This window comes from Geitlerinema sp. CS-897, from assembly GCF_028368005.1.
GTDB lineage: Bacteria > Cyanobacteriota > Cyanobacteriia > Cyanobacteriales > Geitlerinemataceae > Baaleninema > Baaleninema simplex.
In genome coordinates this window covers 1-11,437 of record NZ_JAQNCQ010000283.1, presented here as the reverse complement: position 1 = coordinate 11,437, position 11,437 = coordinate 1, and the positions used below count along the sequence as shown (strand labels likewise).

Annotated in this window: 11 protein-coding genes; 9 read left to right on the top strand and 2 right to left on the bottom strand. The window is 48.2% G+C overall.

The window, feature by feature from the left end:
• Window positions 1–278 precede the first annotated feature (278 nt).
• Complete coding sequence (acsF, locus tag POG22_RS17825; protein WP_498906675.1) at window positions 279–1,355, top strand: magnesium-protoporphyrin IX monomethyl ester (oxidative) cyclase; 1,077 nt, start codon at window positions 279–281, stop codon at window positions 1,353–1,355.
• A 185-nt stretch (window positions 1,356–1,540) separates the two neighbouring features.
• Here the strand turns inward: acsF and petE are convergent, their stop codons facing one another.
• Window positions 1,541–1,951 carry a plastocyanin gene (gene petE, locus POG22_RS17820; RefSeq protein WP_498906674.1) on the bottom strand — a complete coding sequence of 137 codons (411 nt, stop codon included), beginning with the start codon at window positions 1,949–1,951 and terminating at the stop codon, window positions 1,541–1,543.
• 244 nt (window positions 1,952–2,195) lie between these two features.
• Between petE and POG22_RS17815 the strand changes: the two genes are divergently transcribed.
• The 6 genes from POG22_RS17815 (at window position 2,196) to POG22_RS17790 (ending at window position 7,983) form a co-directional block, all read left to right on the top strand.
• Window positions 2,196–2,621: a hypothetical protein gene (locus POG22_RS17815; RefSeq protein ID WP_063716776.1), complete on the top strand. Its 426-nt coding sequence runs from the start codon at window positions 2,196–2,198 to the stop codon at window positions 2,619–2,621.
• 117 nt (window positions 2,622–2,738) lie between these two features.
• On the top strand, window positions 2,739–3,833 hold the full coding sequence (gene bioB, locus POG22_RS17810; RefSeq protein WP_498906673.1) for a biotin synthase BioB: 1,095 nt from the start codon (window positions 2,739–2,741) through the stop codon (window positions 3,831–3,833).
• 197 nt (window positions 3,834–4,030) lie between these two features.
• Window positions 4,031–4,255, top strand: a complete 225-nt coding sequence (locus POG22_RS17805; protein ID WP_017663448.1) for a DUF433 domain-containing protein — start codon at window positions 4,031–4,033, stop codon at window positions 4,253–4,255.
• Window positions 4,256–4,515: 260 nt separating this feature from the next.
• Entirely contained in the window at window positions 4,516–6,975 is a 2,460-nt protein-coding gene (locus POG22_RS17800) for an NACHT domain-containing protein (RefSeq protein ID WP_498906672.1), read from the top strand.
• 108 nt (window positions 6,976–7,083) lie between these two features.
• Window positions 7,084–7,587 carry a Fis family transcriptional regulator gene (locus POG22_RS17795; protein ID WP_498906671.1) on the top strand — a complete coding sequence of 168 codons (504 nt, stop codon included), beginning with the start codon at window positions 7,084–7,086 and terminating at the stop codon, window positions 7,585–7,587.
• Window positions 7,588–7,812: 225 nt separating this feature from the next.
• Complete coding sequence (locus POG22_RS17790; protein WP_498906670.1) at window positions 7,813–7,983, top strand: hypothetical protein; 171 nt, start codon at window positions 7,813–7,815, stop codon at window positions 7,981–7,983.
• A gap of 76 nt (window positions 7,984–8,059) precedes the next feature.
• Here POG22_RS17790 and POG22_RS17785 read toward each other — a convergent pair whose 3' ends face one another.
• Window positions 8,060–8,275, bottom strand: coding sequence for a hypothetical protein (locus POG22_RS17785; RefSeq protein WP_498906676.1), 216 nt, complete (start codon window positions 8,273–8,275; stop codon window positions 8,060–8,062).
• A gap of 150 nt (window positions 8,276–8,425) precedes the next feature.
• On the opposite strand from POG22_RS17785, the gene POG22_RS17780 reads away from it, so the two are divergent.
• Window positions 8,426–9,256 (top strand): metal ABC transporter permease, encoded by an 831-nt coding sequence (locus POG22_RS17780; protein WP_498906669.1) that lies wholly within the window; start codon window positions 8,426–8,428, stop codon window positions 9,254–9,256.
• A gap of 217 nt (window positions 9,257–9,473) precedes the next feature.
• Window positions 9,474–11,075 (top strand): iron uptake porin, encoded by a 1,602-nt coding sequence (locus tag POG22_RS17775; protein WP_074170884.1) that lies wholly within the window; start codon window positions 9,474–9,476, stop codon window positions 11,073–11,075.
• Window positions 11,076–11,437 lie beyond the last annotated feature (362 nt).

Here is an 11,437-nt window from a genome sequence, read left to right as displayed (position 1 = left end):
GTAAAACAAAAAGCCTGTGGAATCGTTCTGGCGGGGACTTGAAGTTATCTGAGTTCAAGTCTAGTCAAGAGGTTGAGAAGCAGGAAATCCTTGGTGTGAACCAGGGAATCTCCCTGCATACCCGATAGGGTTGCTGGGAGCGGATGTCAATTAGCTGGACTTGCTCGATAGCAAGTTTGCTTTTGACTGTACGAACCCAACGGTAGGTAACTGCTTAGAGGCGCTTGACGCGCCCGCGAACGCTCGATCGCAGTGATAGGAAACGACGATAAATCCCTATGGTAGACTCCGTCAAAAAACCCACGTTTGAAGAAATTCGCCCCGGCGTTAAAACTCCCGCCAAAGATACGATCCTCACCCCTCGCTTCTACACCACCGACTTCGAGGAAATGTCCCGAATGGACATTTCCGCTAACGAAGACGAACTGCGTGCGATCCTCGAGGAGTTCCGCGTCGATTACAACCGCCATCATTTCGTCCGTGACGAAGAATTCGAGCAGTCCTGGGATAAAATTAGCGGCGAAGAACGGCGGTTGTTTATTGAATTTCTAGAGCGCTCTTGCACCGCTGAATTTTCCGGCTTCCTGCTTTACAAAGAACTCGGACGCCGTTTAAAAGATAAAAGCCCCGTTTTAGCAGAGTGCTTTACGCTGATGTCGCGTGACGAAGCTCGCCATGCGGGTTTCTTAAACAAGGCGATGTCGGACTTCAACTTGCAGCTCGACCTCGGCTTCCTCACGAAAAGTAAGAAGTACACCTTCTTCAAGCCGAAATTCATCTTCTACGCCACGTATCTGTCGGAAAAAATCGGCTACTGGCGTTATATCACCATTTACCGCCACTTAGAGAAACATCCCGAAGATCGGATTTACCCGATTTTCCGCTTCTTTGAGAACTGGTGTCAGGACGAAAACCGCCACGGCGACTTCTTCGACGCCATCATGCAGGCGCAACCCCAAAATCTCAACGACTGGAAAGCGAAGCTGTGGTGTCGCTTCTTCCTGCTGTCGGTGTTCGCGACGATGTATCTCAACGATTTACAGCGTTCTGGGTTCTACGCCAGTATCGGACTCGACGCTCGGGAATACGACATCGAGGTCATTGAAAAAACGAACGAAACGGCGTCTCGCGTGTTTCCGGTGATGCTCGACGTGAACGATCCCGAGTTCTACAACCGTCTCGATACTTGCGTGGAAAATAACGTCAAGTTGACGCAGATTGCGGAGTCGAACGCGCCGGGAGTTGTGAAATTCTTCCAGAAACTTCCCCTTTACGTCTCGAGCGGTTGGCAGTTCCTACGTCTGTATCTGATGAAACCCATCGATGTGGCGTCTCAGGTTCCGGCGGTTCGCTAGTCTCTCTGACGCTTCTTAAATTGAAGGGGTCTGCTTGATGCAGACCTTTTTTTTATCGAGCTTTTTAAAAGTTGTAGCTCCCCAGTATGCGAGGAAAACCGGGGAGCTAATCTGACAACGAGCGTTCGGGTGAGTATCAAACGTGAAACTCGTCGCGATCGCATATTTGACAGTTGGAGCGGAGGCTATTCGATGATGAGTTCGCCGACCATACCCGCGCCTCGGTGGGGCGTACAGTAGTAGGAATAGGTTCCCGGCTTGGCGTCTTCGGGAATGGTTTCTTCGTAACCGTCTCCGGGAGCATAAGCCAGTTTGTCGTGAGAGAGCTTTTGCGCTAACCCAGAGTCGGGGGCAGAACTGGTGTCGAAAACGACGTTATGGGGAGGCAGTTTGTTGATTTCCCATTTTACGGTGTCGCCAGGGCTGACTTTCAGGGTTTTCGGTTGAAATGCCAGCATTCCGTTGTCTGCACCCATTTTAACGGTGTAGGTTTCGGCAGATGCGGGTGCGATGGCGATCGCAAAGCTGCTGAGGACGATAACCGCCGCTAACAGCACTCGTACCACCGGTTTGAAGTTTAAATTGGCTAATCTCATTGTTATTTACGATTTGTCTATGACAGCTCGTCATACTTCATTGTAAACAAGTTTAAAGAAAAACTGTAGAAAATATTTTAAATGCGATCGCCCTCTAATTGATTTAGTGGTTTTTAGAAATACAGCGATAAAAACTTTTTAAATATTTAAAGCCCATTTAAAGCCGGAACTCAACCTGATGTAATTGTAGGTAGAGAAAGAACTATCCGAACTTTGCAACATCCCCGTGTGAGGACATCCCATTATGTTTCGACAAGCTCTGTTATTCGCCGCTGTTATTGTTAGTCAAACCGCCAGTAGTGCGATCGCAATACCGAGATCGATCCTGCGATCGCAATATCGAGACGTCGAAGTCTCTACCTTCACGCAGCGGTACGATATCGTCGCGGGAAATTTGCACGACATCGCCGCACAACTCCTCGAAACCGGAGATTCCCTCGAAGGACGACAGCGAGAAACCCTCGAAATTGAGTACCCCAGCGGCGATCGCGACTACGCCGTCATCGAATATACCCAAATCGGATTGGCGGACGACTCCGTCGGTAGCATTCACCACCGCCTCGAACTGCAATCGAGTCCCAGCGGTTGGATCGTAGAGTGGGTCGGCGCACGATATCAATGTGCGCGTGGGGACAATCCCAACGCTTGGACGAACGAATTGTGTCCGTAACGAGGTTCAGACCCCTGCGGTTTGAGAAAACTGGGGGTTCTAGGGAGATTCTCTGAAGTGGTACAATGCCGATCGCGCCCTAGGAAGGGCGAACGACGCTGCATGGAGAGTCCGACTGTGGTTCGAGTACCTTTAAAAACCGAACGTTTATCCGACGCAACTTCGACGAACACCCGCGATCTCGCCACTTTAGAAGTGTGGGTCAACGATCTCGCCGATCGCATCGTTGCAGGAGAGCGTCTCGATCGCGAGACGGCGATGGAACTGACGCAAATCGAAGGAACCGACGCAATTTTACTACTTTGCGCCGCCGCCGATCGCGTGCGTCAAGCGTGTTGCGGAAACGTCGTCGATCTATGCAGTATCATCAACGTCAAATCTGGCGGTTGTTCGGAAAACTGCGGGTTCTGCTCTCAATCGGCGCACCACCCCGGAAAAGATTCCCCCATTTACGGGTTGAAAACCCAAGAGGAAATCCTCGAACAAGCCAAAGCTGCGGCGTCGGCGGGTGCGAAACGGTTCTGTTTGGTCTCCCAAGGACGCGGACCGAAATACAGCAGTCCCAAATCGCAGGAATTCGAGGAAATCCTCGAAACGGTGCGCCGCATCATCGCCGAAACCAGCATTAAACCTTGTTGCGCTCTCGGGGAAGTGACGCCGGAACAAGCGCAACAACTGGCTGAAGCTGGGGTGACTCGCTACAACCACAACTTGGAAGCCTCGGAAAACTTCTTCGGCGAAATCGTCACGACGCACAGTTGGCGCGATCGCGTGGAAACGGTGCAACACCTGAAAGCTGCGGGGATTCAAGCCTGCACTGGCGGTATTTTGGGAATGGGTGAAAGCTGGAGCGATCGCATCGATTTAGCGTTGTCGCTGCGGGAGTTGGACGTGGAATCGATTCCCCTCAACTTGCTCAATCCCCGAGAAGGAACGCCTCTCGACGATCGCAGCAAACTCGATCCTTACGAAGCACTCAAGGCGATCGCCATCTTCCGTTTAATTCTCCCCGATCGCATTATCCGCTACGCAGGCGGTCGCGAATCGGTCATGGGTGAGTTACAGGCGTTAGGCTTGAAAGCCGGAATTAACGCCATGTTAATCGGTCACTACCTCACCACCCTCGGACAACCGCCGGAAGAAGACCGAGAAATGCTGGAATCTCTCGGTTTGGAAGGGGGAGAAACGCCAGTTCCGGGTTTTCAAGGATAAGGAATAACTAAGTGAGGTTTGACCTCCCTCGATCGATATCCGCATCTCTTGTTTTGGAGGTGCGGATTTTGGTATTGGGGCGAAGGTAGAATCGAGAGAGGGTTTCGAGTGTAGGAGATGGTATCCTCCCCAATTCGCTGTTTGCCCAGTTGGGAAAAATGCCAAACTAGAAGAAGACGATTATCGAGCTATCTGCAATGTCAGACTTACTCCAAAGAATTACGATTAATCCCCAACAGTGCGGCGGTCGTCCCTGCATTCGAGGGATGAGAATCCGGGTATCAGATGTATTAGATCTGTTCGCAGCGGGTCTGAGTTCAGAAGAAATTTTAGAGGAAATGCCCGATCTCGAAGCCGACGATCTTAAAGCATCCCTTCTCTATGCTTCGCGAAAACTGAATCACCCGGTTTTAGTCGGATGACGATCTGGGTAGACGCACACCTGTCTCCGGCGATCGCAACCTGGATTACGAGCAGGTTAGCTTCGGCAAAAGTCCCCGAACTAGGGTGTTATCATATAGCTGTAGTACAGTAGTACATAGTTGTCCTATCTCCAGTGATTGGTGAAGGTAAAGTTAAGAGCTTATCTCTGAACAAGAGGGGAAGGAGCTACTTCTTTAGCCATTGTTTTGACTAACGCAATTCCCAAAATTGCTAAAGTGCCTTCAGTGCTAACACGTTAATGGCATCCGATAATTCTTCCAAAAATCCCACATTTCCTCCAATTCAGCAGGAAGTGCTGAAGGAGATTTCTGTAGGTCGCGATCTATCTGTTGGAGATATCACTCAGAATATAGATATCACTCAGAATATAGATATCAGCTATAACTCTTCGGATTCTAGCCTTAAAAATGTAGATCTTCAGGCTTGGCTGGATAAAGCAATGCAAAGATCGAGGGCACGATGTATTGCTCGTTGGCAAAGTGCAGGTGTTAGTGAAAGCGATGCGATCGCCCTCGTTGACGATTCCTCTATCGGCACTATTCCATTTAACATTCAATCAGTTCCTGGTAGTCTGCATATTCTGATTGGCGAAATGGGATCTGGGAAATATCTAATTGTCGAACGTATGTTTCAGATGGCAATTCAAGACGCCAAACAGAATTCTGACGCAGCAATTCCTATCTTCTTGGAAGCCTCTAAGCTACCGCGTGATTGCTCTTTGGAACAGATCGTCCAAGAAAAAACTTGTGGCTTATGTGACTTGGGTGTTCGTCGTATATTAGTTTTTATTGATGGAGTGGATGAGACTGGAACCAGCAACGCTAATCGATTGCTAGGAGAAGCGCGGTATCTCATTCAAATCGGACAACCAATAACAATTGCTATCACCAGTAGACCTACTCCAGAGTTTTCGGCTGCTGAAGAAGCGATCGAAATACCTCTTTTATCCCAAAAGTCTGCTGAGGCGCTAGTAAGTCGATTGGCAGGATGGCACATTCAAGGCGTATCTTGTAAACTTACACAATCTGTTCGAGATGCGATTTGTAGACCCCTATTTTCCATTTTATTAGGAACCTATCTTCAAAATTCCAAAGTCCAACTTCCTCAGTCTAAAGAGCAATTACTATCTGAGTTAGTAAAGCGATCGCTACATCCATTGGGTGAGAAGGTTATCCAAGCTAAACAGTTACTAGAACGGTTAGCGGTCGCATCTATTGACAGAGGAGGCGCAGCCGTTCCCGTCAACGAGATTGCTGATTGGTCTGAGCAATCGCGGATTACAGAGTCTAGATTAGTAGTTGAGGAGGCAGGTGAGATTAGATTTTCTCTCCCTGTTTTAACCGAGTGGTTTGCTGCACAAAGCTTAGCAGCAGGTGAGCCATATTCTGAAGTGTTGGTAAGGGACAGCCAAAGATTAGAACGATGGCAATATCCGCTAGTGCTTGCTACTGCAATCCTTGCCCCCAAACGAGTCTCTGAAATACTGATTCCGATTGTAGAGAATCAACCTGCGATCGCAGCTGCAATTATTAACGAAGCTTTAGCTAATCAGGGTTACACTTTCGAGATGCCATCGTTACCCGTTCTTGAACTTGGATGTCAAGTGCGAACAGCGATGCAATCGTGGGTAACTGGACTCGATGAACTTGCCTCTAAAATTACTCCCGTACTTCCAAATGAAAAACTGCCAACTACTGGAGTACGACTCAGCGAACAAGATCTGGATTTATCTGGTGTTAGCCTGCAACAACCCTGGATAGAGATTGGGTGGCATTCTACGAGTACAAACCCGGAGGAAGTAGTCGAGTTACCTCCTGGTATAGATTTTCCTGAGCTATGTCAGTTAGGTTGGCGAAGTCTTGACGGTTCAGGAGTATACCAACACCCTTCATGGGCTTGGCAATGGAGCTACGAGAAGTTGGTTGATTCTTTATCGCGTCTATTACGAGATCGATCTCTTCCAGTTACAGCAGGGCATCTCTCTCTTGAGGCAGCCTGGTACATAGCATCTAAGCTGATTAGACGAAATGTATCAAATTGGGAGCCAATTCCCATAGACGAAATTGCTGTACTTTTAGCTAAAAGTAGCAAATCAAGCGTTTCGCCCAGAGTTCGCCACGCCTTAGAACAACTTGAAATAGAAATTGAAACGGCTCGAGAGCAAGGGCGTTCCCATTTGAGTCTTCCAGATTCTGTCCAAAATTTCCGAAAGACAAGCGTGTATTCACCTAAAATCTTACTTAATTATGCAGAGACTATTTATAGAGGAGCAGTACAAGGCTACACAGACCTTGTTAACAAGTGGTTTCCAAAATTCACACCTCAACTTCCTCTAGCTTCAATTTTACCTGCTCAGTTAGTTGGTGTGGTATGTGCTTCCAATTCAATCAGCCTCGGTCTTTACTGGGAGGCATTACCTTATGGAAGCCAAAGCACTGTAGATTTTAGTTTGAGCGATCGACAACCTACATTAGATATGGATCGCTACAAAACTGCCATTCATCAAATGCAAAGACTGCGTCCTAAAGCTTTACTGTATCCTTACTTCAAGGTATTTTCACAAAATCCGATAACAGCAGGATGGCTAGGTGAATGTCCTGTAACTGAGTTAGTGTATCAGTGGCTTTGGGAAGATTTAAAAACAATGGGATGGGTAAAAGGCGAACTCGGCAATGCAGGTTATCCGTACTGGCGGTAGGCTGATATTCTTTTGTAGATTAGTCAAGACTGTGTAGGCAGCAATCCTGAAAAGGTTTAGACTCTAAAAAATTCTCGAAAATCATCAATCACTTTAGGAGTTAAATCAATGGATCCTTTATCTGTAATTTCCGAGGTTGTCACAACCATTATTTTGCCCAATTTCTTAAAGAAAGTAAGTGAAAAAACAGGTGAAGAAATCAGCGAGAATGCCATCAAAAAAAGCGGTAAAACCATGCAACAAGTCAAAAGAGCTGTACAAAATAAACTCGAACAGGCAGGAACTCTTGGACTCTTGAAACGAGCGGAGAAAAAGCCCACAGAACAGAACTTACAGATTCTACAAGGTGAACTTGTCAATCAAATGGAGGAAGACAGGGAATTTGCAAACCAAATCCAACAATTAATTGACCAGATACAAACACATTCACCTTCCCTGCAAATTGTGTTAGATACCGTTCGGATAAAGGGTAGTGCAGAAATCGGAAATGTTGCACAGGTGAGTGAAGATAGTTCTACAGAGCAAATTTTTGGTCGAAATTTAGGTGTTGGGGGAGACTTTATGCTGGGAGACATCACGCAAAAAATCCAAAAAAATCAATTGAATGAATAAATTGAGTTCTGTAGTGAGTCGCCACTAAAAATCTTCGGTTCTTCCGAACTTGCTATGCAAGAAATCGCTGAAACCCTTACAGAGTAAGAGTTTTTGCTAAACTGTATAAAAAGGAAACTCAAATCGCGAAATCCTTTTCCAGATGGAGGCTACAGGCATTTACCCTACATACCCGGGTCGGAAGAGCCTCATAACTTTGTTAAAAGCAAATTGGGAAAATTAGCAATGTCAAATCTGAAACAAACCAAAGAGGCAATTCTTTCTCTATCATCCAATGAGTTTGAGAAGCTAAAATCTTGGTTGTTAGACTTAGATTACGAACGCTGGGACGAGCAGCTAGAACAAGATATTGAAGAGGGTAAATTAGACGACCTTGCTCGAGAAGCGATCGCATAGTTTTCAGCTAGAGATTTCCGAGGATTTAATGCACGAGGCAACTCGACGATTCGTGTTTTTTGAGCAACTATCAGTCTTAGAGTTCGGGGATATTATCGTTTTCGTACTGCTCGATTAAAATGCCGATAATTTCCATCAGTGACGCTAAAGGATGTCGTTCGTCTTCTCCTACTTCATCGATGAGGCGATCGAGCCATTCTACAAGTTGCTGATAAGTCGCTTCATCGCGGGGAATGACTAACTGATGGGAAAGGGGTTGCCACAATTTTTGAGTTTCATCAACGCTCAACATTTTTACTCTCTCCATGTTCCTCGATCGCACTCTCAAGTAATCAATTCCGATCGCCCCCCAAACCTCCCCACCACTCCTACCCTGAAAAAGCGATCGCCATTAACGCTACGCTAGATCGAAATCTTCAGTGAATCGCCGTTTCTAGAACCGATGTTTCAATTTTTGACCGAAGCGTTACAGTTCGATTTCATGCGTAACGCCTTACTCGCTGGACTTCTCGTGAGCGTGGCTTGCGGCGTTATCGGTACCTTTGTCGTCGTCAACCGCATTGTTTTTATCAGCGGCGGAATCGCTCACGCCGCCTATGGTGGAATTGGCTTAGGATACTTTTTCGGTTTCGATCCCGTCTTGGGGGCGATCGCCTTTAGTTTAGCCGCAGCCTTGGGAATGGGTGTCGTACAACGTCGAACGGAACAGCGAGCCGATACCCTCATCGGTGTCATGTGGGCGATCGGCATGGCCATCGGCATTATCTTTATCGATATGACGGAAGGCTACAAAGCCGATTTGATGAGCTATCTCTTTGGTAGCATCCTCACCGTTCCCCCCAGCGATTTGATGCTGATGCTGGCCATCGATGTCGTTATCGTCGCCCTCGTGGTGCTGTTTTATAAGGAACTGTTGGCGATTTCCTTCGATCCCGTCTTCGCCACGACGCGAAACGTTCCCGTCAACGCACTCTATCTGATGCTGGTGGCAGCGATCGCCCTTACCGTCGTCATGGTCATGCAAGTGGTGGGATTGATTCTCACCATCGCTCTGTTAACGATGCCCGCAGCGATCGCGGGACGGTTCGTCAAAGATATCAAACAGATGGCGATCGCAGCAAGCTTATTAGGAATTATTTTTACAACAGTTGGGTTGTTTCTCTCCTATACCTTCGACCTAACCTCTGGGGCGACGATTATCCTCGTCTCGGGAGTTGCGTATTTACTGAGTTTCAGCTTCAAACTGCTACCGTCTGCTGAAGGGCGATCGTAAAAAATGGGGCGATCGCTCTTGACAAGCACTCAGCTTTTCGTCATTCTTATTGAGAATACTTTTTGTTAACCTCGACTGTCCAGTCAGCTCGACCGAGGCTTGACTAAAAGTTTAGCAGTAAAATAAGATCGATTATCATTTTTACGATCGCCCGCCGTCATGCGATCGCCTTGACGAATTCGATCGACCTAGTGTGAGTGTAGTGAGCGAGGAGCCGATGTCTCGAATTATCTGGAACCTTGTCAGCCGTAGTGCTGGCGTTTTCGGCGTTTTCCTAGCTGCTAGTGCAGCCAACGCCCAAATGACAAGTGTAGACGAACTCAGCGACCCCGCGCCGTCGCTGTCTCTCGATCAAGTGACCTCCGTGTCGCAACTGTCCGACGTACAACCGACAGACTGGGCGTTTCAAGCGTTGCAGTCTCTCGTAGAACGCTACGGATGTATCGCCGGATATCCCGACGGAACCTATCGCGGCAACAACTTCATGACCCGCTACGAATTCGCCGCTGGGTTAAACGCGTGTCTCGACCAAATCGTCGCCCTCATCGGTGATGGAGAAAACATCGACGTTGACAGTCTACAGACCATTCGCCGCTTGCAAGAAGAATTCGCCGCCGAACTAGCCGCGTTGCGAGGACGAGTAGACGGGTTAGAGTCTCGCGTCGCCGAACTCGAAGCCAACCAGTTTTCCACCACGACGAAACTCGAAGGTCAAGTCATTTTCGCCGCTTACGGTATTGCAAGCGGTGAAGATGTCAACGGTAACGATATCGATAAAATCCCCGCTTTCGGCTATCGGACGCGGTTAGAATTCCTCACCAGCTTTACCGGCGAAGACTTGCTGCTAACCCGCTTGCAAGCCAGCAACATTCCCGCTTTTTCGGAAGTTTCAACGGGATATCCCGAAGGAGATTTGTTCTTCTCCGACGATAGCGGAAACTCCATTGAAATCGACGCCCTCAACTACTCGTTTCCCCTCGGCGACAACCTCAACGTCGTGATTTCTGCCAACGCCGGGGCTTCCGATGACTTCGCGTCCAGCGTCAACCCCTTCTTCGACGGCGACGGGAACTTCGGGGCATTGTCTAAATTCGGAACCCGCGCCTCGATTTTCTACCTGATCGAACAAACGGGGATCGGGTTTGAATACGCATTCAACGATTTTCTCTCCCTCAGCGGCGGCTACTACGCCGGAGAAGCCAACGACCCTACCGAAGGGTTAGGCTTGTTTAACGGCCCCTATGGCGCAATGGGACAATTAACCTTGACGCCTGCCGACGGGTTAGAGTTCGCGTTAACCTATTTGAACTCGTACAACCTGGAAATGGGAACCGGAAGCACCCTCTCCAACTTCCGCAGCTTCTCCGCTGACGAATTCGGCACAGAAATGCCCATTGTCAGCAACGCTTACGGCATCGAAGCCTCTTGGCAGCTTGCCGAGAACTTCGCCCTCGGCGGTTGGGTGGGATATGTCAATACCCAAACCCTTTCGACGTTAGGGGGAACCATCGATCGCGGCAGCCTCGATAGTTGGAACTGGGCGGTTTCCTTGGCGTTTCCCGACGTAGGCGCACCGGGGAACTTAGCGGGTATTCTTGTGGGACAAGAACCGAAAGTCACGGATGTCAGTTCGAGTTTAGAACGGGGTGGCATCGACGAAGACGACGATACGTCGCTGCACCTCGAAGCCTTCTATTCGCTGCAAATCGGCGAAAATCTGACGGTGACGCCGGGATTAATTTGGTTGACGGCACCGAACCACGACGACGATAACGACGATGCTTTGATTGGCGTGATTCGCACGACGTTTAGTTTCTAGCGTTTGGTGATGTTGTGATAGGGGATAGCCTCCCTCTCGTTACCCCGATTTCGCGGTGAAATCGGGGTTTGTGTTTTTTGTCGCGTCGAGTTGAAGAGAATGACAGAACAGTCCCACGATCGAGGCTGGGTTTAATGTGACAGCTTCTGAATAGAGACATAATAATTGACATCACTCGTTTGAAGGCAATACGTTATACGGAATCCAGTTGTCAAAGCCACGCTATAATAGGGCTTGCTGAATAACTTCAAAAAACAGGGTACGGAAAGTTGACCAGAAATGGAACAGAGTTAAGCATAAGCTGTTTTTCGAGTATAAACTAGCTTGATATAACTCATCCTAATGATTGGAGACACAAACTC

Coding starts and splice junctions, on each gene's coding strand:
- acsF (WP_498906675.1), top strand. CDS start 279: ATGGTAGACTCCGTCAAAAAACCCACGTTTGAAGAAATTCGCCCCGGC.
- petE (WP_498906674.1), bottom strand. CDS start 1,951: ATGAGATTAGCCAATTTAAACTTCAAACCGGTGGTACGAGTGCTGTTA.
- POG22_RS17815 (WP_063716776.1), top strand. CDS start 2,196: ATGTTTCGACAAGCTCTGTTATTCGCCGCTGTTATTGTTAGTCAAACC.
- POG22_RS17805 (WP_017663448.1), top strand. CDS start 4,031: ATGTCAGACTTACTCCAAAGAATTACGATTAATCCCCAACAGTGCGGC.
- POG22_RS17800 (WP_498906672.1), top strand. CDS start 4,516: ATGGCATCCGATAATTCTTCCAAAAATCCCACATTTCCTCCAATTCAG.
- POG22_RS17795 (WP_498906671.1), top strand. CDS start 7,084: ATGGATCCTTTATCTGTAATTTCCGAGGTTGTCACAACCATTATTTTG.
- POG22_RS17790 (WP_498906670.1), top strand. CDS start 7,813: ATGTCAAATCTGAAACAAACCAAAGAGGCAATTCTTTCTCTATCATCC.
- POG22_RS17785 (WP_498906676.1), bottom strand. CDS start 8,275: ATGTTGAGCGTTGATGAAACTCAAAAATTGTGGCAACCCCTTTCCCAT.
- POG22_RS17780 (WP_498906669.1), top strand. CDS start 8,426: ATGTTTCAATTTTTGACCGAAGCGTTACAGTTCGATTTCATGCGTAAC.
- POG22_RS17775 (WP_074170884.1), top strand. CDS start 9,474: ATGTCTCGAATTATCTGGAACCTTGTCAGCCGTAGTGCTGGCGTTTTC.